The sequence below is a fragment of the Burkholderia latens genome, assembly GCF_001718795.1.
In the GTDB taxonomy this organism is placed as follows: Bacteria; Pseudomonadota; Gammaproteobacteria; order Burkholderiales; family Burkholderiaceae; genus Burkholderia; species Burkholderia latens_A.
In genome coordinates this window covers 1,562,432-1,587,747 of record NZ_CP013435.1, presented here as the reverse complement: position 1 = coordinate 1,587,747, position 25,316 = coordinate 1,562,432, and the positions used below count along the sequence as shown (strand labels likewise).

Sequence of the window (25,316 nt, the reverse complement as noted above, 5' to 3'; positions counted from 1 at the left end):
CAAACCGGAAAAAACGAAGGCGAGCGGGAACCCCCCGCCCGCCTTCGTCATGAGACGGCTGCGCCGGCCAAAGGCCGGCCGGCGCTATACCGCGCTCAGCTGTTCAGCGAGCGCTTGTCGACCGCGAGCGCCGCTTCGCGCATCACTTCCGACATCGACGGGTGCGGATGGCAGATGCGGGCGATGTCTTCCGACGCCGCCTTGAACTCCATCGCCACAACGGCTTCCGCGATCAGGTCCGACGCGTTCGCGGCGATCACGTGCACGCCGAGCAGTTCGTCGGTCTTCGCATCCGCGATCATCTTCACGAAACCGTCCGGCGCGTTCATGCCGAGTGCACGGCCGTTGATCGAGAACGGGAACTTGCCCGTCTTGATTTCGCGGCCTTCCGCCTTCAGCTGCTGTTCCGTCTTGCCGACCCATGCGATTTCCGGGTACGTGTAGATCACCCACGGAATGCAGTTGTAGTCGATGTGCGGCTTCTGGCCGTCGATCACTTCCGCGACCAGCACGCCTTCGTCTTCCGCCTTGTGCGCGAGCATCGGGCCGCGCACCACGTCGCCGATCGCGTAGACGTTCGGCACGGCCGTACGGCAGTGGTCGTCCACGTCGATGAAGCCGCGCTCGTTCGCCTTCAGGCCGATCGCCTCGAGGCCGAGATTGTCGGTGTTCGGCACGCGGCCAACCGACACGATCAGACGGTCGGCGTCGAGCGTCTGCGCGTTGCCGTCCTTGTCCGTGTACGCGATCGACACGCCGTTCGCGGTCGTCTTCACGTCGCCGATCTTCACGCCGAGATGGATGTCGAGGCCCTGCTTCTTGAACAGCTTCGCCGCTTCCTTCGCGAGCGCTTCGTCGGCTGCGCCGAGGAAAGCCGGCAGCGCTTCGAGCACCGTCACTTCCGCGCCGAGACGACGCCACACCGAGCCGAGCTCGAGGCCGATCACGCCTGCGCCGATCACGGCGAGCTTCTTCGGCACCGAGTCGAACGTCAGCGCGCCTTCGTTATCCGACACGATCTTGTTGTCGACCGGAATGTTCGGCAGGTGGCGCGCCTTCGAACCCGTCGCGATGATCACGTTCTTCGCGGTGACGACTTCGCTTTCGCCCTCGCCGCTCACTTCGATCTGCACGCCGGCGTCGGTCTTGCCGGTGAACTTGCCATGGCCCTTCAGCCACGTGATCTTGTTCTTCTTGAACAGGAACTCGATCCCGCTCGTCATCTTCTCGACGATTGCGTCCTTGCGGCCGAGCATCTTCGCGACGTCGATCTTCACGCCGTCGACCGTGATGCCGTGGTCGGCCAGGTGATGCGACGCGTTCTCGAACTCTTCCGACGACGCGAGCAGCGCCTTCGACGGAATGCAGCCGACGTTCAGGCAGGTGCCGCCGAGCTTGAGCGCGCCGGCCGGGTTCTTCCACTTCTCGATACAGGCAACGGTCTTGCCGAGCTGCGCGGCGCGAATCGCGGCGATATAGCCGCCGGGGCCTGCCCCGATCACGACGACGTCAAATTCCTTGGACATGACAATCCTTTCTACTTGTGCGTCCGCACGTTCGCGCGAGCGCGCGAACGTGCGACAGGGTCAATGCGGTGAGACTCGGCTTACAGGTCGAGCAGCAGGCGTGCCGGATCTTCCAGCGCGTCCTTCATCGCGACGAGCGACAGCACCGCTTCGCGGCCGTCGATGATCCGGTGGTCGTACGACAGTGCCAGGTAGTTGATCGGACGGATCACGATCTGGCCGTTTTCGACGACCGGGCGCTCCTTCGTCGCGTGCACGCCGAGGATGGCCGACTGCGGCGGGTTGATGATCGGGGTCGACAGCATCGAGCCGAACACGCCGCCGTTCGAGATCGAGAACGTACCGCCCGTCATTTCCTCGATCGACAGCTTGCCGTCCTTCGCCTTCTGGCCGAATTCGGCGATCTTCTTCTCGATTTCGGCGAGGCTCAGCTGATCCGCATTGCGCAGGATCGGCACGACGAGGCCGCGCGGCGAACCGACCGCGATACCGATGTCGAAGTAGCCGTGGTAGACGATGTCGTTACCGTCGATCGACGCGTTCACCAGCGGGAACTTCTTCAGCGCGTGCACGGCCGCCTTCACGAAGAACGACATGAAGCCGAGCTTCACGCCATGTTCCTTCTCGAACTTGTCCTTGTACTTCGCGCGCAGGTCCATGACCGGCTGCATGTTGACTTCGTTGAACGTCGTCAGGATCGCGTTGGTTTGCTGCGACTCGAGCAGACGCTCCGCGATACGCGCACGCAGACGCGACATCGGCACGCGTTGTTCCGGACGATCGTTCAGCCACGTGGTGGCCGATGCCGGCACCTTCACTTCCGGCAGCGACGGCTTCGCAGCGGCAGTCTTTGCAGGTGCGGCGGCCGGCGCGGCCTTCGGTGCGCCCGCGGCCAGCGCGTCGCCCTTCGTGACGCGGCCGTCGCGGCCCGAACCAGCAACGTCGCCTGCCGACAGGCCCTTCTCGGCCAGCAGCTTCGCTGCGGCCGGCGATGCGGCTGCCGAGCTCGATGCGGTTGCGGCTGCCGGCTGCACTGCCGGTGCGGCCGCAGCGGGCGCTGCCGCCGGCTTCACTTCCGCGGCGCCTGCCGCTGCTTCGGCGGCACCCGCCTTCGCTTCGGTGTCGATCGTCGCGATGATCTGGTCGGCCACGACCGTGTCACCGTCGTTCTGCAGCACTTGCGCGAGCACGCCCGCGGCCGGCGCCGGCACTTCGAGCACGACCTTGTCGGTCTCGAGTTCGATCAGGATTTCGTCCTGCGCGACTGCTTCGCCCGGCTTCTTCTTCCACTGCAGCATGGTCGCTTCCGAAACCGACTCCGAAAGCTGGGGGACTTTGACTTCTACGATAGCCATGTGATTTTCCTGGATGCTTAATCTGGGGTGTGACGAGGTTCGTGCGACTCCTTCGGCCGATGCGGCGCGCCACGCGCGCGGCAGGCCAAAAGAGACGGGAAAGCGCTGTGCGCCTTCCCGTTTCGCTTGCCGTCGGTTATTTCGCGATCGATGCGCTCTTCAGGCGGCCGAACGCACCTTCGATGAGGGCCTTCTGCTGCTCGTAGTGCTTCGCGTAGTAGCCAACCGCCGGCGAGGCCGAAGCCGGACGGCCGCTGTACGCCAGCTTCTGCCCTTCCTTCATGCCTTCCTTCAGGTGGTGCTCGACGTAGAACCAGGGACCCTGGTTCTGCGGCTCGTCCTGCACCCAGACCACTTCAGTCGCGTTCTCGTACTTCTTCATTTCGGCTTCGAACTGCTTGTGCGCGAACGGATACAGCTGCTCGATACGGATGATCGCGACGTCGTTCGCCTTCGCTTCGCGGCGGTGCGCGACGAGGTCGTAGTACACGCGGCCCGAGCACACCAGCACGCGCTTGACCTTCTTCGCGTCGATGCCGCCGTCGGTCTCGCCCAGCACCGGCTGGAACGAACCCTTCGCGAGTTCCGACAGGTCCGACACCGCTTCCTTGTGACGCAGCAGCGACTTCGGCGTCGCGACGATCAGCGGCTTGCGGAACAGGCGGATCATCTGGCGACGCAGCAGGTGGAAAATCTGCGCCGGCGTCGTCGGCTGGACGACCTGCATGTTGTGATCGGCGCACAGCTGCAGGAAACGCTCGATACGCGTCGACGAGTGTTCCGGACCCTGGCCTTCATAGCCGTGCGGCAGCAGCATCGTGAGACCCGACACGCGGCCCCACTTCACTTCGCCCGACGAGATGAACTGGTCGATCACGACTTGTGCGCCGTTCACGAAGTCGCCGAACTGCGCTTCCCACAGCACGAGCGTGTTCGGCTCGGCGGTCGAGTAACCGTATTCGAAGCCCAGCACCGCTTCTTCCGACAGCACCGAGTCGATCACCGTGAACTTCGCCTGACCGTCGGCAATGTTCTGCAGCGGCACGTACGTGCCGTCGTTCCAGCGCTCGCGGTTCTGGTCGTGCAGCACGGCGTGACGGTGCGTGAACGTGCCGCGGCCCGAGTCCTGGCCCGTCAGGCGCACCGAGTAGCCCGATGCGACGAGCGACGCGAATGCGAGGTGCTCGGCCATGCCCCAGTCGAGCGGCTGGTCGCCGCGCGCCATGTTGCGGCGGTCGTTGATCACGCGCTCCACGAGCGGGTGGACCTTGAAGTTTTCCGGGACCGTCGTGATGCGTTCGCCGAGGCGCTTCAGTTCGGCGAGCGGCACGGCCGTGTCGGCTGCGTCCGTCCACTTGCGGTTCAGGAATGGAACCCAGTCGACCGCGTACTTGCTCTTGTAGTTCGACAGGACCGGATCCACGGTGTGGTGGCCGTCGTCCATCGCCTTGCGGTAAGCCTTCACGTAGTTGTCGGCGTCTTCCGCGGTGATCACGCCCTGCTGCACCAGCTTCTCGGCATACAGCGCACGGGTGCCCGGGTGCTGCGCGATCTTCTTGTACATCAGCGGCTGCGTGACGGCCGGCGTGTCCTGCTCGTTGTGACCCAGCTTGCGGAAGCAGACGATGTCGATCACGACATCCTTGTGGAACTGCATCCGGTAGTCGATCGCGATTTGGATCGCGAGCACGACGGCTTCCGGATCGTCGCCGTTCACGTGCAGCACCGGCGCTTCGATCATCTTGACGACGTCGGTACAGTACAGCGTCGAGCGCGCATCGCGCGGGTCCGACGTCGTGAAGCCGATCTGGTTGTTGATGACGATGTGCAGCGTGCCGTGCGTGCCGTAACCGCGCGTCTGCGCAAGGTTCAGCGTTTCCATCACGACGCCCTGGCCCGCGAAGGCCGCGTCGCCGTGGATCTGCACCGGCAGCACTTGCAGGCCGTCTTCGTCGCCGCGACGGTCCATCCGCGCCTTCGCGGAACCTTCGACGACCGGGTTCACGATTTCGAGGTGCGACGGGTTGAACGCCAGCGACAGGTGGACCGGGCCGCCTTCCGTGGACACGTCGGACGAGAAACCCTTGTGGTACTTCACGTCGCCTGCCGGCAGGTCGTCGACGTGCTTGCCTTCGAATTCGGCGAACAGGTCAGCCGGCATCTTGCCCAGCGTGTTGACGAGCACGTTCAGGCGGCCGCGGTGCGCCATGCCGATGATGATTTCCTGCACGCCGCGCTTGCCCGCGTGCTGGACGACTTCGTCCATCGCCGCGATGAAGCTTTCGCCGCCTTCGAGCGAGAAGCGCTTCTGGCCGACGTACTTGGTGTGCAGATAGCGCTCGAGGCCTTCCGCCGCCGTCAGGCGATTCAGGATGTGCTTCTTCTTGTCGGCCGAGAACGACGGCGTCGCGCGGATCGATTCCAGGCGCTCCTGCCACCAGCGCTTCTGCTCGGGGTCGCTGATGTACATGAACTCGGCGCCGATCGTGCCGCAGTACGTATCGCGCAAGCCCTTGACGATGTCGCGCAGCGAAGCCTGGTCGAAACCGAAATACAGGTTGCTCGCGCTGTAGGTCTGGTCGAGGTCGCCTTCGGAGAAGTCGTAGAAAGCAGGTTCGAGTTCGGGGATGGCGGGACGTTCGCGACGCTTCAGCGGATCCAGATTGGCCCATTGCGAGCCGAGGAAGCGATAGGCGCTGATGAGGGACTGGACGTGAACCTGCTTGCGCGCGGTCGCCAGATTGCTGGTGCTTTCGCGCGGAATGAAGGCATTGGCCTTCGCACGCTCGGCAAACGATTCGACGATCGGGAAGTGAGCGACGTCATTGGCGTTCGAGCCGTCCGTTGCAGGTACGTTCTGCAGCGCGTCGAAATACTCTCGCCAGTTCTCCGGCACCGATGCCGGATTGTTGAGGTATGCATCGTACAGTTCTTCAACGTACGAAGCATTGCCGCCGAACAGATAGGAGTTCAGCTGAAACTGCTTCATTACATCTGACATTTTACGCTCACCTTTCTTCGAGCTTCTCGAGAAATAGCGGGTTACTCAACCTTCCGCGACACGGCCTGACCGTTTAGCGGATTGCGAATCAAGTCTTGCTTGGAAGGACCTAAAACTTGCGTGCGCGCAGCATATCACAGAACCGATACCGAAGCTCACGGCGAAATGCGCGTGAAAGCCCGCGCGGCGGGGTTTTGCCGGATTGCGGGCAGCGGCGGAAACAGTGTTTTGCAACCGTTCCGGCCGCACGTCGCGCGAATGCAAAAAAGGCCGCCCGAAGGCGGCCTTTGCCGTGCTGCACGGGAACGGTCGATGCTTAGTCGACCGCGCCTTCGCGGCTCGCGCGGCGACGCTCGTGCTCCTTCAGGAAGCGCTTGCGCAGACGGATCGACTGCGGCGTCACTTCGACGAGTTCGTCGTCGTCGATGAATTCGACCGCGTATTCGAGCGACATCTGGACCGGCGGCACGAGGCGCACGGCCTCGTCGGTGCCCGACGCGCGCACGTTGGTCAGCTGCTTGCCCTTGATCGGGTTCACGACGAGGTCGTTGTCGCGGCTGTGGATGCCGATGATCATGCCCTCATACAGCGCGTCGCCCGGCTTCACGAACATGCGGCCGCGATCCTGCAGCTTCCACAGTGCGTAGGCCACGGCCGCGCCGTCGTCCTGGGAGATCAGCACGCCGTTGCGGCGCTCGAACACCGAACCGTCCTTGACCGGCGCGTATGAGTCGAAGATGTGGCTCATCAGGCCCGTGCCGCGCGTGAGCGTCAGGAATTCGCTCTGGAAGCCGATCAGCCCGCGTGCCGAGATCCGGTATTCCAGGCGCGTGCGGCCGCGGCCGTCCGACGCCATGTCGAGCATTTCGCCCTTGCGGCGGCCCAGCTCTTCCATCACGCCGCCCTGGTGCTCGTCCTCGACGTCGACCGTCAACAGTTCGTACGGCTCATGCTTCACGCCGTCGATTTCCTGCATCACGACGCGCGGGCGCGATACCGCGAGTTCGTAGCCTTCGCGGCGCATGTTCTCGACGAGAATCGTCAGGTGCAGTTCGCCGCGGCCCGACACTTCGAACACCGTTTCGTCGCCCGTGTCCTTCACGCGCAGCGCGACGTTGTGGTTCAGTTCCTTCATCAGACGGTCGCGGATCTGGCGGCTCGTCACGAACTTGCCTTCGCGGCCGGCGAGCGGCGACGAGTTGACGAGGAAGTTCATCGTCAGCGTCGGCTCGTCGACGGTGATCATCGGCAGCGCTTCCGGCGTGTCGACCGCGCAGATGGTCGCGCCGATGCCGACGTCTTCAATACCGTTGATCAACACGATGTCGCCGGCTTCGGCCGAGTCGACCTGCACGCGCTCCAGGCCCTTGAACGACAGCACCTGGTTGATCTTGCGGTTCAGCACGTCGCCTTCGGGGCCGAAACGCATGACGACCGGCTGGCCCGGCTTGATACGGCCGCGCGTGATGCGGCCGACACCGATCCGGCCGACGTACGTCGAATAATCGAGCGACGTGATCTGCAGCTGCAGCGGCGCGTCCGGATCGGCCGGGCGAACCGGCACGTGCGTGAGGATCGCCTCGAACAGCGGACGCATGTCGCCTTCGCGGGCCGCCGGATCGAGCGACGCGTAGCCGTTCAGGCCCGATGCGTAGACGATCGGGAAGTCAAGCTGCTCTTCGGTCGCGCCGAGCTTGTCGAACAGGTCGAAGGTCTGGTTGATGACCCAGTCGATTCGCGCACCCGGACGGTCGATCTTGTTGATGACGACGATCGGCTTCAGGCCGAGCGCGAGCGCCTTCTTCGTGACGAAGCGGGTCTGCGGCATCGGGCCCTCGACCGCGTCGACGAGCAGCAGCACCGAGTCGACCATCGACAGCACGCGCTCCACCTCGCCACCGAAGTCCGCGTGCCCCGGCGTGTCGACGATGTTGATGTGCGTGCCTTCGTATTCGACCGCGCAGTTCTTCGCGAGAATCGTGATCCCGCGCTCTTTTTCGATGTCGTTCGAGTCCATCACCCGCTCGGCAATCTGCTGGTTCTCGCGGAAGGTGCCGGACTGGCGGAGCAGTTGGTCGACGAGCGTGGTCTTGCCGTGGTCGACGTGAGCGATGATGGCGATATTGCGAAGGGCGCGGGTCATAGAAACCTGAAATCGTTGAACGCGCAAACGCGCACGCTCGTCAGTCACCGGGACACGTGCGCGCGCGTTGCAGCTTGGAAACCGCAAATTATAGCACGTGAGAATGTCGAAAGCCCCGCCGCCTCGTTGCAACGCAACACGCCGGGGCGCCCCGCCCTTGGGTTGGCGGGACCAATCGGGCCCGTGCACGGCCGTGAGAGCGCGAAAACCCTGACGTCCGCGAGGTAATTTTCGGACGCCGAGCGCGGCTCCAGCCGTTCGATTAACATTTGCCGCGGCAAGCAATAGCGCCTACAATGCTGCCTAGTCAACTATTGCAGCTTCAGGGTTTTATGTCGGACTCTTCTTCTCAATCGCCCGTTTCGCCGTTGTCCGCGTATCAGATGAACGACAGCGTCGGTTATCTGATGTCGCGCGTGAAGTCGGTGATGACGAACCTCGTCACCCAGCGCACGCAGGAAGAACTCGGCATCACCGGCACGCAGGCAAGCATGCTGTTCATGATTGCGGTCGGCAGGTGCTCGACGGCGGCCGAACTTGCGCGGGAGTACGGAATCGACGCAAGCGCGGTCACGCGGTTGCTGGATCGCGTCGAAAAGCGCGGCTTGCTGTCCCGCGTGCGCAGCATCGAGGACCGGCGGGTCGTTCGGCTCGAACTGACCGACGAAGGCCGCGCGCTTGCCGAACGGCTGCCGCCGGTATTCCGCAGCGTGCTGGATGAGTTGCTGGACGGCTTTACGCCGGAAGAAGTCGGCTTTCTGAAGAGCATGCTGCGCCGCATTCTCAGCAACTATTGCGAGAACGCCGGCGGTAGCGTCACGTAATAGTTGCCATAACAATTACTTTTGACAGATTAATGTAAGGAAATCCTTGCAGTGTCCATCATTCATTCCGAGTCAGGGAACAGCGCGATGAAATCCTCCCCGTTGTCCGTGCGCGCCGGGTCGTGCCGCGCCGCCGTCGCAGCCGCGGTTGCCGCGCTGGCGCTGGCGGGCTGCGCCAACTATATCGGCATCAAGAGCGACAAGCAGATCGCTCCCCCGTCGCAATTCGAAACCGCTCAGAGCCTGCCCGCCCAAGGCGGCCAGTGGCCGACGCTCGACTGGGCGAGCCAGTTCGGCGACCCGCAGTTGCCGAAGCTGATCGACGAGGCGCTTCAGGGCAATCCGTCGATCGCGCAGGCGCAGGCGCGAATCGCGAAGGCGTCGTCGTACATCGAATCGTCGCGCTCGAACCTGATGCCGAAGGCCGAAGCGAGCTACTCCTGGACGCGCGAGCTGTATTCGTCGAACGCGCTGTTCCCTCCGCCGTACGGCGGCCAGTGGTACAGCGAGAACAACGCGCTCGCGAGCGCGTCCTGGGATCTCGACCTCTGGGGCAAGAACCGCGAGCGGCTGCATACCGCGGTATCGCAGGAAAAGGCCGCCGAAGCCGACATGCAGCAGGCGCGCATTACGCTCGCATCGTCGGTCGCCCGCACCTACAACTCGCTCGCTCAACTCTATGCGCTGCGCGACATTGCGCAACGCGAGATCACCAACCGGCAGACGGTCGGCAAGATCACGGATGGCCGCGTATCCGCCGGGCTCGACACCAACGTCGAACGACAGACCGCGCGCGGCAACATCGCCACCACGCAGGCATCGCTGTCCGACCTCGACGGTCAGATCACGACCGTGCGCTATCAGCTCGCCGCGCTGCTTGGCAAGGGGCCCGACCGCGGGCTGCAGATCGCCGCGCCGGTGATGAATCCGACCGGCGAAATCGCGCTGCCCGGCAACCTTCCCGCCGACCTCGTGTCGCGCCGCCCCGACATCGTTGCCGCGCGCTGGCAGGTCGAGGCCGCGCTGCACGACGTGAAGGAAGCGAAGGCCGAGTTCTTCCCGGATGTGAACCTCGCGGCCGGTTTCGGCTTCGATGCGTTCGGCTGGGGCAAATTCCTGAACTTCGCGAGCCGTCAGGCGCAGTTCGGCCCGGCCATCCACCTGCCGATCTTCGACGCGGGCGCGCTGCGCGCGCAGCTCAAGGGCCGCTATGCGGACTTCGATCTGTCGGTCGCGAACTACAACCAGACGCTGATCAATGCGCTGAACGACGTCGCGACGCAGGTTGCATCGATCCGGGCGGTCGATCGCCAGATGGACGACGCGCAGCGTGCGCTCGACGCGTCGACGCGTGCGTACGATCTCGCCGTGATTCGCTACAAGGCCGGCCTGTCGCCGCAGTTGCAGGTGCTGACCGCGGACAGCAACCGCCTCGCGGCGGAGCAGACCGTGACCAACCTGAAGATGCGCCGGCGCGACATGCAGCTCGCGCTGATCAAGGCGCTCGGCGGCGGGTTCGACGCGACGGGCACGCGGCTCGCCGCTCCCGACGCCGACAAGCAGACCAAACAGGCCGCCAACTGATTCGGCGCCACCACTACGCAGACACTCGAAATAACGGACGGAGAAAATCGCCATGAGCGACCCTCAACAAAACGCTGCCAGCGCACAGCCGCAGAACAACGGAAAGCGCAAGCGGATGATGACGCTGCTGATCGCGGTTATCGTGATCGCCGCCATCGCGTACGGTCTGTACTACTTCCTCGTCGCCCGCTTCCATGAAGAAACGGACGATGCCTACGTGAACGGCAACGTCGTGCAGATCACGCCGCAGGTCACGGGTACCGTGATCGCCGTGAAGGCGGACGACACGCAAACGGTCAAGGCCGGCGATCCGCTCGTCGTGCTCGATCCGGCGGATTCACAGGTCGCGCTTCAGCAGGCCGAAGCGAATCTCGCACAGACGGTGCGCCAGGTGCGCGGCCTGTTCGTCAACGACGACCAGTACCGTGCCCAGGTGGCGCTGCGCCAGTCCGATCTGTCGAAGGCGCAGGACGACCTGCGCCGCCGTTTGGCCGTCGCGCAGACGGGCGCTGTGTCGCAGGAAGAAATTTCCCATGCACGCGACGCGGTGCGCGCCGCGCAAGCGTCGGTCGACGCGGCCCAGCAACAGCTCGCATCGAACCGCGCATTGACTGCGAACACGACGATTGCATCGCACCCGAACGTGATGGCCGCGGCGGCGAAGGTTCGCGACGCCTACCTCGCGAATGCGCGCAACGTGCTGCCGGCGCCGGTCACCGGCTACGTCGCGAAGCGCTCGGTGCAGGTCGGCCAGCGCGTGTCGCCGGGCAACCCGCTGATGTCGGTCGTGCCGCTGAACGCGGTGTGGGTCGACGCGAACTTCAAGGAAGTCCAGCTCAAGCACATGCGCATCGGCCAGCCGGTCGAATTGACGGCTGACATCTACGGCTCGTCGGCCGTCTATCACGGCAAGGTCGTCGGCTTCTCGGCCGGCACGGGCTCGGCGTTCTCGCTGCTGCCGGCGCAGAACGCAACGGGCAACTGGATCAAGGTCGTGCAGCGCCTGCCGGTGCGTATCGAGATCGATCCGAAGGACCTCGAGAAGCACCCGCTGCGCATCGGCCTGTCGATGCAGGTCGACGTCGACATCAAGGACGAGCGCGGCGACCAGCTTGCCAACGCGCAGAACACGGTCTACGAGACCAACGTGTTCGCAAAGTACGGTGATGAAGCCGACGCCGAGATCGCGCGCATCATTGCAGAGAACGCCGGCGGCAACGCGCCGGCGCCGGCCGCGGCGAAGTCGAACACCGCCGCCAAGATGATGTAACGGTTCCGACTCCGGAAATTTACCGACATGGCACAGGCTCCTGTCTCCCACCCGCCGCTGCAAGGCGGGCAACTCGTGCTCGGGACGATCGCGGTATCGCTCGCGGTGTTCATGAACGTGCTCGACACGTCCATCGCGAACGTCGCGATCCCGACCATCTCGGGCGACCTCGGCGTGTCGTCCGACCAGGGCACGTGGGTCATCACGTCGTTCGCGGTCGCGAACGCGATCTCCGTGCCGCTGACGGGCTGGCTGACCGACCGCTTCGGACAGGTGCGCCTGTTCCTCGCGTCGATCATCCTGTTTGTCATCTCGTCGTGGATGTGCGGGCTTGCGCCGAGCTTGCCGTTCCTGCTCGGGTCGCGGGTGCTTCAGGGCGCGGTCGCCGGACCGATGATTCCGCTGTCGCAATCGCTGCTGCTGTCGAGCTATCCACGCGCAAAAGCGCCGATGGCGCTCGCGCTGTGGTCCATGACGACACTGATCGCACCGGTCGCCGGGCCGATTCTCGGCGGCTGGATCTCCGACAACTATTCGTGGCCGTGGATCTTCTACGTGAACATCCCGGTCGGCATCGCCGCCGCACTCGCGACGTGGTCGATCTATCGCTCGCGCGAATCGACCGTACGCCGCGCGCCGATCGACGGCGTCGGCCTCGCACTGCTCGTGCTGTGGGTCGGCTCGCTGCAGATCATGCTCGACAAGGGCAAGGATCTCGACTGGTTCGCGTCGACGACGATCATCGTGCTGGCACTGATCGCGGTCGTGTCGTTCGCGTTCTTCGTGGTCTGGGAACTGACTGCGGAACACCCGGTCGTCGACCTGTCGCTGTTCCGGATGCGCAACTTCACAGGCGGCACGATCGCGCTCGCGGTCGGCTACGGGCTCTACTTCGGCAACCTGGTGCTGCTGCCGCTGTGGCTGCAGACCCAGATCGGCTACACGGCAACCGATGCGGGCCTGGTCATGGCGCCGGTCGGGCTGTTCGCGATCCTGCTGTCGCCGCTGACCGGCAAGTTCCTGCCGCGCACGGATCCGCGCTACATCGCGACCGCCGCGTTTCTGACGTTCGCGCTGTGTTTCTGGATGCGCTCGCGCTACACGACAGGCGTCGACGAGTGGTCCCTGACGCTGCCGACGCTCGTGCAAGGCATCGCGATGGCCGGCTTCTTCATCCCGCTCGTGTCGATCACGTTGTCCGGGCTGCCCGGTCACCGCATTCCCGCGGCATCGGGCCTTTCGAACTTCGTGCGGATCATGTGCGGCGGCATAGGCACGTCGATCTTCCAGACCGCGTGGGATCACCGAAACAACTTCCATCACGCCCAACTGGTCGAACAGGCCAACCCGTACAACCCGACGTTCAACCAGGCCGTCACGCAAATGGGCAACCTCGGACTGACGCGTGACCAGGCGCACGGCCTCATCAACAACATGGCCACGCAGCAGGCTGCGCAACTGGGCGTGAACGATCTGTTCTATATCTCGGCGGCGATCTTCGTGCTGCTGATCGGACTGATCTGGATCACGAAACCGGAACGCGCCGGCGGCGGCGATGCGGGTGCGGCCGCGTCGGCGGCACACTGAGCCGTCACGCTCGTACGCGCGTGCAACAAAAAGCCCGGTCTCGACCGGGCTTTCTTTTTTCTCGTTCGCGACGGCGCCTGTGCGCCGTGCGTCACGCAGCCGTCACCACGAGCCGCTCGGGGGCGAGCACGCCGTTCGCCTTGCGAGCAACGCCGAGCAGTCGCTGTGCGTCGTACACGCGCACGCGCGCGCCGTCGGTCGCGTCGATCGGATCGAGTGCCGACAGCGGCAAGCGCTGGCCATGCAGAAACCGCTTCGCGCTGGCTTCGTCGAGCTGCACGCGCGGAAACGTCGACAGCAACGCGTCGACCGGCTGGAGCCACGCGTCGCGCGCCGCTTCGGCAGCGTCGGACAGCGCATCGAGCGTCACCGCGTGCTCGAGCGTGAGCGCGCCGACGCCCGTCCGGCGCAGCATCGTCAAATGCGCGCCGCAGCCGAGCGCCTCACCGAGATCTTCCGCGAGCGTGCGCACGTAAGTGCCCTTGCTGCACGTCACGCGAAACGTCACATCCGGCAGTTCGCAAGCGACCAGGTCGAGCGCATGGATCGTCACGTTGCGCCCTTCCCGTTCAACCGTCTGGCCGGCGCGCGCATATTCGTACAGCGGCTTGCCGTCGCGCTTGAGCGCCGAATACATCGGCGGCACCTGCACGATCTCGCCGATAAAACGCGCGAGTGCCGCTTCCACGGCCGCGCGATCGCATTGGACGGCGCGCGTGTCGAGCACGTCGCCTTCGGCATCGCCGGTCGCCGTACGCACGCCGAGACGCATCGTCGCTTCGTAGGTCTTGTCCGCTTCCAGCAGGTCCTGCGAGAACTTCGTCGCTTCGCCGAAGCACAGCGGCAACAGTCCCGACGCCAGCGGATCGAGCGTACCGGTATGGCCGGCCTTTTTCGCGAGCAGCAGGCGCTTCGCGCGAATCAATGCGTCATTGCTCGACAGGCCGACCGGCTTGTCGAGCAGGAGAACACCGTCCAGCGCGCGGCGCGGCACGCGCGGGCGCTGGGAAGCTGCAGTCGTCATGGGGTGCGCGCTCAATCGTCCTTCGCGGGTGCGTCGGCTTCGTCGTCGTCCTTCGCGCGCGTCGAGTTGGCTTCCTTGATCAGGCGCGACATTTCGACGGCCTTCTCGATCGTCTGGTCGTAATGGAAATGCAGCGTCGGCACCGTATGGATGTGCAGGCGCTTGAACAGCAGATTGTGCAGGTGACCCGACGCATGATTCAACGCTGCCTGCGTCTTGTCCGGATCGCCGGTGAGCGCGGTGAAATAGACCTTCGCATGCGCGTAGTCCGGCGTCAGCTCGACGCTCTGGATGGTCACGATACCGATGCGCGGGTCTTTGACCTCGCGCATGATGAGTTCGGACAGATCGCGCTGAATCTGATCGGCGATCTGAACGTTGCGATTGGGGGAAGTACGTTTCCTGGACATGATCGATCCGTGATCCGTTTATCAGGATGAAGCGGCGCGCGTCGAGCACGCCACCATGAAAATGGGCGGGACAGGCCCAAGCCTGCCCCGCCCAAGAGCCGATACGCGACGATTACAGCGTACGTGCGACTTCGGTCACTTCGAAGACTTCGAACTGATCGCCTTCGACGATGTCGTTGAAGTTCTTCACCGACATACCGCACTCGAAGCCTTGCTTGACTTCCTTCACGTCGTCCTTGAAGCGCTTCAGCGATTCGAGTTCGCCCGTGAAGATCACGACGTTGTTGCGAAGCACGCGAACCGACGACGAGCGCTTGACGATACCGTCGGTGACCATACAGCCGGCGACCGTACCGATCTTCGGCACCTTGAACACCTGGCGCACTTCGACCATGCCGGTGATCACTTCGCGCTTCTCCGGCGCCAGCATGCCCGACATCGCTGCCTTCACCTCATCCACTGCGTCGTAGATGATGTTGTAGTAACGGATGTCGATACCGTTCGCTTCGGCCAGCTTGCGCGCCTGTGCGTCCGCACGCGTGTTGAAGCCGATGATGACCGCCTTCGAGGCCGTTGCCAGGTTGACGTCGTTTTCGCTGATGCCGCCCACCGCGCTGTGCACGATCTGCACGCGCACTTCGTCGGTCGACAGCTTGAGCAGCGACTGCACGAGCGCTTCCTGCGAGCCCTGCACATCCGCCTTGATGATGAGCGGCAGGTTCTGCACTTCGCCTTCGCCCATCTGCTCGAGCATGCTTTCCAGCTTCGCGGCCTGCTGCTTCGCCAGCTTGACGTCGCGGAACTTGCCCTGACGGAACAGCGCAATTTCGCGCGCCTTGCGCTCGTCCGGCAGCACGATCACTTCCTCGCCCGCACCCGGCACTTCCGACAGACCCTGAATTTCGACCGGGATCGACGGGCCTGCTTCCTTCGTCGGCTTGCCGTTCTCGTCGAGCATCGCACGCACGCGACCGTAAGCCGTGCCTGCGAGCACGATGTCGCCGCGGTTCAGCGTACCGGACTGCACGAGGATCGTCGCGACCGGGCCCTTGCCCTTGTCCAGCTTCGCTTCGATCACGATGCCCTTGGCCGGCGCCTCGACCGGTGCCTTCAGTTCCAGCACTTCGGCTTGCAGCAGCACGTTCTCGAGCAGGTCGTCGATGCCGGCGCCCGTCTTCGCCGATACCGGCACGAACGGCGAATCGCCGCCGTACTCTTCCGGCACGACGCCTTCGGCGACCAGTTCCTGCTTGACGCGATCAGGGTTCGCTTCCGGCTTGTCGATCTTGTTGATCGCCACGACGATCGGCACGCCACCGGCCTTCGCGTGAGCGATTGCCTCCTTCGTCTGCGGCATCACGCCGTCGTCGGCCGCCACCACCAGCACCACGATGTCGGTCGCCTTCGCGCCGCGAGCACGCATTGCCGTGAACGCCTCGTGACCCGGCGTATCGAGGAACGTAATGACGCCGCGCGGCGTCTCGACGTGGTATGCGCCGATATGCTGCGTAATACCGCCCGCTTCGCCTGCTGCAACCTTCGCGCGGCGGATGTGGTCGAGCAGCGAGGTCTTGCCGTGGTCGACGTGACCCATCACCGTGACGACCGGCGGACGCGGCAGTTGCTCCGCATCGGAGCTGGTCTCGCCTTCGACCAGCAGCGCTTCCGGGTCGTCCAGCTTCGCGGCAACCGCGCGGTGGCCCAGTTCCTCGACGACGATCATCGCCGTTTCCTGGTCGAGCACCTGGTTGATCGTGACCATCTGGCCCATCTTCATCATCACCTTGATGACTTCAGAGGCCTTGATCGACATCTTGTGCGCGAGATCGGCAACGGAGATAGTTTCCGGCACGTGCACTTCACGCACGATCGGCTCGGTCGGCGCCTGGAACGTCGACGCGCTGTCCTGGTGACGGCCGCGACCCTTCGGGCCGCCGCGCCAGCCGCGGTCGACGCCGCCGCTCGAATCGCCACGCGTCTTGATACCGCGGCGCTTCGCTGCGTCGTCCTGCCAGCCGCCCTTGCCGCCGCCCGGCTTCTTGTTGCGGTCGCCCGCGCCTGCCGGCGCCTGGGTAGTTGCCGGCGCTGCGCCGGCCGGCTTCTTCACCGCGGGACGCGCCTGCGCAGCCGCGCCGGCCGGCTTGGCCGGCTTGTGCAGCGTGCCCTTCGCTTCGGCCGGCTTCGGCGGCTCCACCGGCTTCGGCGGCTCGACTGCCTTGACCACGGCCTTGCGCGGCGTGTTCATCATTTCGCGAATCGCGCGTGCTTCGGCTTCCGCCGCCGCGCGACGCTTGCTGATCTCTTCCTGCTCGGCGCGCGCCTTGTCCGCCGCCTCGCGGGCCGCATCCTCAGCCTTCTTCGCCGCTTCGCGCTGTGCCGCACGTTCGGCGGCAGCGCGCGCCTCATCCTGCGCGGACTGCGCACTGGCGGTTTCCTGCTGTGCCTCGGCGGCTTGCTGCGCCGCTGCCTGCTTTGCCGCCGCTTCGACTGCTGCACGCTTCGCCGCCGCCTCTTCCTCGGCACGACGGCGCTCGGCTTCGGCCGCTTCCTCGCGGGCGCGGCGTTCGGCTTCCTCGCGCTCGAGGCGCTCCTGGCGCTCGCGCAGTTCCTGCGCCTGCTTTTCCAGCAGCTCGGCCTCGCGGCGCGCCTCTTCCTCGCGACGCTTCAGTTCCGCATCGTCGTCCGCTTCGGCGACCTGCGCCTGACCCTGTTCCGCACCTTCGGCCACGTCGTCGCGCTTGACGAACGTACGCTTCTTGCGGACCTCGACCTGAATGGTGCGAGCCTTGCCCGTCGCGTCAGACTGCTTGATCTCCGACGTATGCTTGCGGGTCAGCGTGATCTTGCGCTTGTCGCCGTCGGTTGCGCCGTGCGACTTGCGCAAATGATCGAGCAGACGCGCCTTGTCCGACTCGGACAGCGCATCGTCTTCACTCGCTTTCTGGACGCCCGCTGCCTGCAGCTGTTCGAGCAGCACACCAGCAGGCATTTTCAGTTCCGCGGCAAATTGGGCTACGTTGTTACTCGCCATTCATTCCTCTTAGTGCAAGGACCGATTCCTTGCGGTTAGCATCGGGTCAGGCCATACGGCCGCCATCAAATCAGTGCGCCATGGTCATTTCTCACTGGAACCAATGTTCACGTGCTTTCATGATCAACGCCTTAGCGGCATCCTCTTCCATCCCGGTCATGTCGACCAGTTCATCCACAGCCAGCTCGGCGAGATCGTCGCGCGTCTGCACGCCGTGCTCGGCCAGCTTCGTGAGCAACTCCGGCGTGATGCCGTCGAGGCTCTTCAGATCCAGCGCTGCGTTTTCGACCTTTTCTTCGTTCGCGATCGCCATCGTCAGCAGCGCGTCGCGTGCGCGGTTGCGCAGCTCGTGCACGGTATCCTCGTCGAACGCCTCAATCTCCAGCATTTCGTTGAGCGGCACGTAAGCGATTTCTTCAAGACTCGTGAAGCCTTCGTCGATCAGGATGTCGGCGACTTCTTCGTCGACGTCGAGACGCGCCATGAACAGCGCACGCAGCCGATCGCGCTCTTCACCCTGCTTCAGGGCGGATTCGTCCGGCGTCATGATGTTGATCTGCCAGCCGGTCAGCTCGCCGGCAAGGCGAACGTTCTGACCGCTGCGGCCGATCGCGACAGCCAGCTCGTTCTCGTCGACGACGACGTCCATCGAATGCTTTTCTTCATCGACGACGATCGACTGGACGGCTGCCGGCGCGAGCGCGCCGATCACGAACTGGGCGGGATCCTCGGACCATAGCACGATGTCGATGTTTTCGCCACCGAGCTCATTGCGCACGGCCTGCACGCGCGAACCGCGGATGCCGACGCACGTGCCGATCGGGTCGATCCGCTTGTCGTAGGCAATCACGCCGATCTTCGCGCGCACGCCCGGATCGCGAGCGGCTGCCTTGATCTCGAGCAGGCCCTGCTCGATTTCCGGCACTTCCATCTCGAACAGCTTCATCAGGAACTCGGGCGCCGTGCGCGAGAGCTCGATCTGCGGGCCGCGGGCGGTGCGGTCGACCTTCGCGATGTATGCACGCACGCGGTCGCCCACGCGCAGGTTTTCCTTCGGAATCAGCTGGTCGCGGCGCAGCAGCGCCTCGACGCGGCCCGATTCGACGATGAAGTTGCCCTTGTCGAGGCGCTTCACCGTGCCCGTCATGATCTTTTCACCGCGCTCGAGGTAGTCGTTCAGGATCTGCTCGCGCTCGGCATCGCGCACCTTCTGCAGGATCACCTGCTTGGCGGCCTGCGCGCCGATACGGCCGAACTCGATCGACGGCACCGGCTCCTCGATGAATTCGCCGACTTCGACGTCGGGCTTCTGCTCACGCGCCTCGAACAGCAGGATCTCGCGATCCGGCTCCTGCAAGCCTGCCTCGTCGGGCACGACGAGCCAGCGACGGAAGGTTTCGTGCTCGCCGCTTTCGCGATCGATATGGACGCGGATTTCGGCGCCTTCGTCGAACAGCTTCTTGGAAGCGGACGCGAGCGCAGCCTCGAGGGCGCCCAGCACCACATCCTTGTCGACGTTTTTCTCGCGCGCCAGCGCATCCACCAGCATCAACACTTCGCGACTCATTATTTGCGGCTCCTAAAGTCAACTTGCGGAATCAGGCGGGCTTTGTCGATATCGGCCAGCGTGAAATCCAGCATGGCGGCCTCGCCCTTCTTCCTCTCAAATTCCAAACCGATCGTTTCGCCGTTCGGCGCGTGCAGAATGCCCCGGAACGTCTTGCGCCCGTCCAGCGGCTTTTTCAAGGTCACGGAAACTTCGCTGCCGGCGAAGCGCTCGAAGTCGGCCAGCTTCTTCAACGGGCGGTCGAGCCCCGGGGACGAGACTTCGAGCCGTTCGTAATCGATGTTTTCGACCGTCAAGACGTGCTGGAGCTGACGTGTGACCTTTTCGCAATCTTCGAGCGAGATGCCGGCAGGCTGATCGATATAGATGCAAAGCATGCCGCGCCCGGTGCGCTCGAGATCCACCAGCTCGTAGCCGAGCCCGGTGACCGTGGTTTCTATCAGTTCCGTCAGTTGCACAGTGTCCTCTCAGGTGTTCGCGCCCGCCGCTCGCGATTCACCCGCGGGCGCGCGCCTTAGCCGGCGCAGGAAGCGCTACCCGAGATGCCTAACCGTTTCAGCAAAAAAAAATGGGCGGAACGCCCATCTTCTTACTGGTGGTCGCACCTGAGCCGCACATTGAATCCGTACGCCCAGCGACTCCGCGATTATAGCGATTTTTGGCGCAAACGCCAAGCCAGCCGGTAAAAGCAGCGTCTATCCGGCCTCTACCGACCAAAAATGCTAACCGGACGGCGCGCCGAAGCGATTCAGTCCGGCAACGCGATATATCCAGCCGAAAGCAAACGACGACAAACAGCCGCAGCGCGAGGCGCCGGCGCAACCGGACCGATGCCGATTTCGCCGGCATCCCGGCACCGGCGGCGTTACGCCGCCGGCCGCGCACGCTCAGCGGCCGCGCGAGCGATTGCGCTGCGGACGCTGGCCGCCGCGCGCGCCGCCATTGCCGCCGCCGTCGGCGCGATTGCCGTTCGGGTTGCGGTTGCCGCCCTTGCCGCCACCGCGCTTGCCGCCGCCCGCGCCTTCGCGCTTCGGACCCGAGCCGTACGACGCGCGATTGCCATCGACATCGCGGCCGCCGCCCGCACGATTGCCATAACCCGACGGCGAAACCGGCAGGCTGCCATAGCCGCTCAGGCCCGGCAGGCCCGCGCCGCCGCGGCGGCCCCCACCGCGACGCGGCTGATCGAGCTGGCCATGCGTGGTCAGCACCGGCTCTCGGCTGATGAAGCCCATCGACGTCTGCATCGGATCCGGCTGGCGGCGCTCGCTTTGCCCGCCGCTACCGCGTTTGCCCTTCTCTTCGGTCGGCGCCTTCAGGCCGACGGTCGCCATCAGCTTGCGCACTTGCGCCTCGTCCAGCTCTTCCCAGCGGCCGCGCTTGAGGCCGCGCGGCAGCGCGATCGGGCCATGGCGCGTACGGATCAGGCGGCTCACCATCAGGCCGGCCGCCTCGAACATCCGGCGCACTTCACGGTTACGGCCTTCGGCCAGCGCGACGTGGTACCAGTGGTTCGTTCCTTCGCCGCCGCCGTCGCGAATGCGCAGGAAGTTCGCCGGACCGTCATCGAGCTCGACGCCATGCAGCAGCTTCTGCCGCATCCCTTCGGACAGCTCGCCGACGACGCGCACCGCATACTCGCGCTCGACGCTGTAGCGCGGGTGCATGAAGCGGTTCGCGAGATCGCCGGACGTCGTCAGCATCAGCAGACCTTCGGTATTGAAGTCGAGGCGCCCGACCGCGAGCCATTTCGCCGTCTTCATCGGCGGCAGGCGGTCGAACACCGACGGACGGCCCTCCGGATCCGCGTGACTGACGATTTCGCCCGTCGGCTTGTGGTACAGCAGCACGCGCGGCGGCTTGTTCGGGAGCTTGCGCTTGACCGGCTTGCCGTTGATGCGAACCTGGTCGGTCGGCATGATGCGCTGGCCGATGTGCGCCGGCTCACCGTTCACCGACACGCGGCCGGCGACGATCAGCTCTTCCATTTCGCGGCGCGAGCCCATGCCGGCTTCAGCGAGCACCTTGTGCAGCTTCGGCGCATCGTCGTCCGGCGACAGCACGCGCTTGTTAGCCGGCTGTGCGCGCCCGCGGCGCAGCATCGGCGCACGCACGCCGCTACCGCCTGCCGAGTTGTCCGCGTCGAATGCCGGCGACGTCACGTACGCGAACAGATCGTCCTGCGACGCCGCGTCGCCGTCCGCCTTCGCCGCGCCGCCATCGGCCTTCGCCGAACCGCCGCGCCGCCCTTGCCCACCCTGCGCACCTTTGGCCGCGCCTTCCCGCTTGCCGGCCGGCTTGCGGCCGCCCCGGGCCGCACCTTCCTTGCGTGGCGCGCGTGCGGGTTGAGCTTCAGCGACCTCGGCCGGCTGCGGATCCGCGCCTTCGCCGCCCTGCGGCTCACCATCGGCGCCTTTCGACTTGGCCGCCGCGCGACGCCGCGCGATCAGGCTGCGCGGGCCGCGCCGCAGGCCGCGGCGGGGACGCTCGTCACCGCCCGCGGCGGGAGCGTCCTGCTCCGGCGTATCGTCGGCACGCGCGGCCTGCACGGCAGGCGCGGACGATTCAATATCGTGGATATCTGTCAAAACAACCTCAAAATGTCAGGTCTCGCGCCCGGCGCGGGCGCGGCAAGAAGTCGGCCGCGATCAGGCGCGGCGCTGTTCGGGTTCTGCTTCGTCGTCCGGCAACGCATCGGCGCCGATGGGCGCACTGGCGCTGCGTACGGCGTCGGCGAGACTGTCCGACGTATCGTCCAGCATCTCGCCGCCGGCGGGACGGGAGCGCAAGGCGCCGGCCTGGCCAGCGTCAGCCGGCATGTCGCCGGCCGCTTCCGCTCCGTCTCCGGCAACCGTGTCGGCGGCCGGCCTGCGATCTTCCTCGTTCCATTCCGCGCGCAGCGGCGCGGGCTGCCCGCCGGCCGGCGCTGCTTCGGCGCCGCCCTGTTCGGTTCGAACGCGATCAGCTTCCAGCGTATCGCGGTTCGGCATTTCCTGCGTTGCCGTCACGCGCGCCGCCGCCTCGCCCTCCACTTCCTCGGGCTGCGGCTGCGGCTCGCCGGCCGCTGCTTCGCCGCCTTCCACGGACGCTTCCGCGTGCGGCGCATCGCCGTCGAAATCCATTGCCTGTTGCGCGAGCAGCGCGGCCTCGATGTTCGCGGCGGGCTCCTCGAGCGCGGGCAGATCGTCGAGCGCCTTCAGGCCCAGATCGTCGAGGAACTGCTTGGTCGTCGCGTACAGCGCCGGGCGCCCCGGCACGTCGCGATGCCCGATCACCTCGATCCAGCCCCGATCCTCGAGCTGCTTGACCACCTGCGTATTGACCGTGACGCCGCGAATCTCTTCGATGTCGCCGCGCGTGACGGGTTGCCGATACGCAATGATCGCGAGCGTTTCGAGCACCGCGCGCGAGTATTTCGGCGGCTTCTCGGGATGCAGTCGATCCAGATAGTGGCGCATCGCCGGCTTGCTCTGAAAGCGCCATCCGGTTGCCAGAGCCACCAGTTCGACGCCGCGGCCGGACCAATCCTGTTTCAGATCTTCGAGCAACGTGCGGACCGTGTCAGCCGACACGCCGTCGGCAAAGAGCTTGCGCAAATCGCCGAGCTTCAGCGGTTCCTGCGCACAGATCAAAGCAGTCTCGAGGACGATCTTCGCCTCTTGGGTATTCATGCAGCTAGGCCAGACCCTGTGGTCAAACGAACCGGATCAACAAACAGACGAAAGGAACGGAAGACGCGCTCGCCCGATTCTGATCGGTCATATTGATGGGAGCACGAACCGGGGGCGGCGAACCAAACTTCAAGCCAGGCCCAAACCGGACGGAACAGCACGGCTCAACGGCGGAACCGCGTGACTGAGCGCCATATTACGCAAAATTGCCCGGTGCGTAAAGATGAGCCGAAAGGCTGATCATCCACGGGGCGCGCCGCTACGCCCGGCCTCGGCCCACGCGCGCCGCGCGGGAAACACGCCCGCACCGCGCCGCGACGGAGCGCACGCGCCGAGTCGGCGCGCGAAGAGTCATCCCGGGCCCGGATGTGCGCTCCTGCGCGACCCAAGGCCCATCTCCCGCCTCGCGCACGAACGCCCTGCCGCACGCGAATCGGCACACTCAGTCGAGATCCTCGGCCCGCGCCGGCATCTGCCGCACCAGTTCCCAGATCGCCTGCGCGGCGGGCGACAGCGACCGATCGCGGCGACGCACCAGCTCGACGGTACGCTCGGTGCGCGGCGTCAACGGTCGCGCGACCAGCGTCGAGCCGGCCGGTAACGGCAGCGACAGCCACGGCTGAACGCTCACGCCGACACCGGCCTCGACGAGCCCGAACACCGTCGCCGAGTGGCCGAGTTCCTGCATGACGGCCGCGTTGACACGATGGGTGGCCAGCGCAGCGTCGATCAATGGCCGGCTGCCGGATGCGTGGTCGAGCAGCACCAGCCGTTCGCCATCGAGCGCCGTCCACGGCACCTCGGTGAGCGCCGCGAGCGGATGATCGGCGCGCGCGACCAGGCAAAAGGAGTCGGTCATCAACGGTTCGCACAAAAGGTCGGCAACGGCGAGCGGCCCGATAACGACGCCGAAATCGACCTCGCTCGACTTCACCTTGCGTAACACGTCGCTCTGCACGTCGTCGCGCAAACCGAGCGTGACGAACGGGAACTGACGTTCGCACGACGCTACGACGCGCGGCATCAGCCGGCACGCGATGGTCGGACTCGCGGCGACGATCACCCGCCCGCGCCGCTGTTCACCGATCTCGCGAATCTCGCGCAGCGTGTCGTCGAGATCGTCGATCAGCCGCGACACGCTCGCGATCAGATTGCCGCCGACGTCGGTCAGCTGTACGTCGCGCGTCGTCCGGTCGATCAGCTTCAGCCCGAGCTCGGCCTCGAGTTCGCGCACGCAGCGGCTGACCGCGGACTGCGTGAGGCCGATTTCGTCGCCTGCGCGACTGAAACTCCGCAACCGCGCTACTTCGATGAAGACGCGAAGCTGGCGCAGCGTAACGTTCATCCGCTCACCTCATCAATTGTCGGTATCGATGCGCGATTCTAATGTGCGAATGCGGGTTCGATGTACGAATCCGGCATCGGGCGGCCATGTTTCGCTGCGGTGCAATATCCCGCCAAACGCACGCGGTGCGGGCGGACTGCACAAGATTGGTGATTGTCCTGATTTGCTGGCGGGTTATTTTGGCGTCTTATACGCCCCTAGCTGACTTAGCCGTTAGCCCGCTGCCAAGCGGCTCTCAAGGGAATCGCCTTCGACGTGGCACGCTTCGTGCATTACCTGACGCACAGGGCGCAGGTCTCGTCGGACGGAAGGCAGAAAGGCCGCTGCCGGCCAACCGGGCGCCCCCACCCGGCACTCGACGCTCGAGTGCCTGAAGAGTGCGCGGCGCAGGGCAGCGCACCGGAGTTAGCTTCGCTGAGGTGAGGACATGATGCTGTTCGACGATTTGAGAGATAACGAGTGGGCGCTGGTCGAGGGTCTGTTTTGCTCGGAACCCGCGCGGAGCGAACGGCGCGGCCGTCCCCGCGTGGAGGCCCGCGCGGTGGTCAACGCGGTGCTCTGGGTACTGTCGACGGGTGAAGGCTGGTCGAAGCTGCCGGGCCGCTATCCGTCACCGCCGACCTGCCGCCGCCGCTTCGACGAATGGCAGGCTGACGGCACGCTCGCCGAAATCGTCAAGCGACTCGGCACGAGCGGCCGGCAGATTTCGCTGCGCGGGCGCATCGGCGCAAGCGCGGCCAAACCGCCCGCACCGCCGAGCCGCGACAGGCTGCGCGGCGCGTTCTGGACCAATCCGGAGTCGTGGCGCGCCCCTGTGAAGATGGCGTGACGCATGCTGATTCGGGCGGCTTCGGTCGCCCGGTTCACTTCGGCATCCCGGCTTTTGCACGGCCCGCGCGCCGCCGCCGGTTATCGCTGTCGTGCGGCGATACATCTATTTACTATTATTTACAGCAACCCTGCACTCCCGCGCTTACC

The 25,316-nt window shown here is 65.2% G+C and carries 16 protein-coding genes and 1 pseudogene; 5 read left to right on the top strand and 12 right to left on the bottom strand.

Annotated features, from left to right (window positions below; genetic code table 11):
• Window positions 1–95: 95 nt before the first annotated feature.
• The 4 genes from lpdA to typA all read right to left on the bottom strand — a co-directional run bounded on the left by lpdA (window position 96) and on the right by typA (window position 8,025).
• Window positions 96–1,526, bottom strand: coding sequence for a dihydrolipoyl dehydrogenase (lpdA, locus tag WK25_RS07460; RefSeq protein WP_069241337.1), 1,431 nt, complete (start codon window positions 1,524–1,526; stop codon window positions 96–98).
• Window positions 1,527–1,606: 80 nt separating this feature from the next.
• Complete coding sequence (gene odhB, locus WK25_RS07455) at window positions 1,607–2,881, bottom strand: 2-oxoglutarate dehydrogenase complex dihydrolipoyllysine-residue succinyltransferase (RefSeq protein WP_069241336.1); 1,275 nt, start codon at window positions 2,879–2,881, stop codon at window positions 1,607–1,609.
• Window positions 2,882–3,017: 136 nt separating this feature from the next.
• On the bottom strand, window positions 3,018–5,882 hold the full coding sequence (locus WK25_RS07450; protein ID WP_059544268.1) for a 2-oxoglutarate dehydrogenase E1 component: 2,865 nt from the start codon (window positions 5,880–5,882) through the stop codon (window positions 3,018–3,020).
• Between the two features lie 316 nt (window positions 5,883–6,198).
• On the bottom strand, window positions 6,199–8,025 hold the full coding sequence (gene typA / locus WK25_RS07445) for a translational GTPase TypA (RefSeq protein ID WP_040144055.1): 1,827 nt from the start codon (window positions 8,023–8,025) through the stop codon (window positions 6,199–6,201).
• Window positions 8,026–8,357: 332 nt separating this feature from the next.
• On the opposite strand from typA, the gene WK25_RS07440 reads away from it, so the two are divergent.
• The 4 genes from WK25_RS07440 (at window position 8,358) to WK25_RS07425 (ending at window position 13,290) form a co-directional block, all read left to right on the top strand.
• Window positions 8,358–8,849, top strand: a complete 492-nt coding sequence (locus WK25_RS07440) for a MarR family winged helix-turn-helix transcriptional regulator (protein ID WP_040144054.1) — start codon at window positions 8,358–8,360, stop codon at window positions 8,847–8,849.
• An 87-nt stretch (window positions 8,850–8,936) separates the two neighbouring features.
• Window positions 8,937–10,433, top strand: a complete 1,497-nt coding sequence (locus WK25_RS07435) for an efflux transporter outer membrane subunit (RefSeq protein WP_040144053.1) — start codon at window positions 8,937–8,939, stop codon at window positions 10,431–10,433.
• A 52-nt stretch (window positions 10,434–10,485) separates the two neighbouring features.
• The gene (locus WK25_RS07430; protein WP_040144052.1) at window positions 10,486–11,703 is read left to right on the top strand and encodes an efflux RND transporter periplasmic adaptor subunit; all 1,218 of its coding nucleotides are present in this window, start codon (window positions 10,486–10,488) and stop codon (window positions 11,701–11,703) included.
• Between the two features lie 27 nt (window positions 11,704–11,730).
• Window positions 11,731–13,290, top strand: a complete 1,560-nt coding sequence (locus tag WK25_RS07425) for a DHA2 family efflux MFS transporter permease subunit (RefSeq protein ID WP_040144051.1) — start codon at window positions 11,731–11,733, stop codon at window positions 13,288–13,290.
• Window positions 13,291–13,381: 91 nt separating this feature from the next.
• On the opposite strand, the gene truB is transcribed toward WK25_RS07425, so the two are convergent.
• From truB to WK25_RS07385, 8 genes are all read right to left on the bottom strand, one after another.
• Window positions 13,382–14,314 carry a tRNA pseudouridine(55) synthase TruB gene (gene truB, locus WK25_RS07420; RefSeq protein ID WP_069241335.1) on the bottom strand — a complete coding sequence of 311 codons (933 nt, stop codon included), beginning with the start codon at window positions 14,312–14,314 and terminating at the stop codon, window positions 13,382–13,384.
• An 11-nt stretch (window positions 14,315–14,325) separates the two neighbouring features.
• Window positions 14,326–14,724, bottom strand: a complete 399-nt coding sequence (rbfA, locus tag WK25_RS07415) for a 30S ribosome-binding factor RbfA (RefSeq protein WP_069241334.1) — start codon at window positions 14,722–14,724, stop codon at window positions 14,326–14,328.
• 112 nt (window positions 14,725–14,836) lie between these two features.
• Window positions 14,837–17,755: a translation initiation factor IF-2 gene (gene infB / locus WK25_RS07410; protein ID WP_040144049.1), complete on the bottom strand. Its 2,919-nt coding sequence runs from the start codon at window positions 17,753–17,755 to the stop codon at window positions 14,837–14,839.
• A 91-nt stretch (window positions 17,756–17,846) separates the two neighbouring features.
• Window positions 17,847–19,322: a transcription termination factor NusA gene (nusA, locus tag WK25_RS07405; RefSeq protein ID WP_040144048.1), complete on the bottom strand. Its 1,476-nt coding sequence runs from the start codon at window positions 19,320–19,322 to the stop codon at window positions 17,847–17,849.
• Entirely contained in the window at window positions 19,322–19,780 is a 459-nt protein-coding gene (gene rimP, locus WK25_RS07400) for a ribosome maturation factor RimP (protein ID WP_040144047.1), read from the bottom strand. Before rimP ends, nusA begins: the two co-directional genes overlap by 1 nt.
• 429 nt (window positions 19,781–20,209) lie before the next feature.
• Window positions 20,210–21,910: a 23S rRNA pseudouridine(2605) synthase RluB gene (gene rluB, locus WK25_RS07395; protein ID WP_059544269.1), complete on the bottom strand. Its 1,701-nt coding sequence runs from the start codon at window positions 21,908–21,910 to the stop codon at window positions 20,210–20,212.
• A gap of 60 nt (window positions 21,911–21,970) precedes the next feature.
• The gene (gene scpB / locus WK25_RS07390; protein ID WP_069241333.1) at window positions 21,971–22,993 is read right to left on the bottom strand and encodes an SMC-Scp complex subunit ScpB; all 1,023 of its coding nucleotides are present in this window, start codon (window positions 22,991–22,993) and stop codon (window positions 21,971–21,973) included.
• A 442-nt stretch (window positions 22,994–23,435) separates the two neighbouring features.
• Window positions 23,436–24,338 carry a LysR family transcriptional regulator gene (locus WK25_RS07385; RefSeq protein WP_069241332.1) on the bottom strand — a complete coding sequence of 301 codons (903 nt, stop codon included), beginning with the start codon at window positions 24,336–24,338 and terminating at the stop codon, window positions 23,436–23,438.
• Between the two features lie 430 nt (window positions 24,339–24,768).
• Between WK25_RS07385 and WK25_RS07380 the strand changes: the two are divergent.
• Window positions 24,769–25,164: pseudogene (locus tag WK25_RS07380) on the top strand (transposase); the annotation flags it as partial.
• Window positions 25,165–25,316 lie beyond the last annotated feature (152 nt).

Excerpts from the sequence above, each read along its gene's own strand:
- odhB (WP_069241336.1), bottom strand. The coding sequence starts at position 2,881 with ATGGCTATCGTAGAAGTCAAAGTCCCCCAGCTTTCGGAGTCGGTTTCG.
- lpdA (WP_069241337.1), bottom strand. The coding sequence starts at position 1,526 with ATGTCCAAGGAATTTGACGTCGTCGTGATCGGGGCAGGCCCCGGCGGC.
- scpB (WP_069241333.1), bottom strand. The coding sequence starts at position 22,993 with ATGAATACCCAAGAGGCGAAGATCGTCCTCGAGACTGCTTTGATCTGT.
- WK25_RS07425 (WP_040144051.1), top strand. The coding sequence starts at position 11,731 with ATGGCACAGGCTCCTGTCTCCCACCCGCCGCTGCAAGGCGGGCAACTC.
- WK25_RS07430 (WP_040144052.1), top strand. The coding sequence starts at position 10,486 with ATGAGCGACCCTCAACAAAACGCTGCCAGCGCACAGCCGCAGAACAAC.
- rbfA (WP_069241334.1), bottom strand. The coding sequence starts at position 14,724 with ATGTCCAGGAAACGTACTTCCCCCAATCGCAACGTTCAGATCGCCGAT.
- infB (WP_040144049.1), bottom strand. The coding sequence starts at position 17,755 with ATGGCGAGTAACAACGTAGCCCAATTTGCCGCGGAACTGAAAATGCCT.
- truB (WP_069241335.1), bottom strand. The coding sequence starts at position 14,314 with ATGACGACTGCAGCTTCCCAGCGCCCGCGCGTGCCGCGCCGCGCGCTG.
- nusA (WP_040144048.1), bottom strand. The coding sequence starts at position 19,322 with ATGAGTCGCGAAGTGTTGATGCTGGTGGATGCGCTGGCGCGCGAGAAA.
- WK25_RS07435 (WP_040144053.1), top strand. The coding sequence starts at position 8,937 with ATGAAATCCTCCCCGTTGTCCGTGCGCGCCGGGTCGTGCCGCGCCGCC.
- typA (WP_040144055.1), bottom strand. The coding sequence starts at position 8,025 with ATGACCCGCGCCCTTCGCAATATCGCCATCATCGCTCACGTCGACCAC.
- WK25_RS07385 (WP_069241332.1), bottom strand. The coding sequence starts at position 24,338 with ATGAACGTTACGCTGCGCCAGCTTCGCGTCTTCATCGAAGTAGCGCGG.
- WK25_RS07440 (WP_040144054.1), top strand. The coding sequence starts at position 8,358 with ATGTCGGACTCTTCTTCTCAATCGCCCGTTTCGCCGTTGTCCGCGTAT.
- WK25_RS07450 (WP_059544268.1), bottom strand. The coding sequence starts at position 5,882 with ATGTCAGATGTAATGAAGCAGTTTCAGCTGAACTCCTATCTGTTCGGC.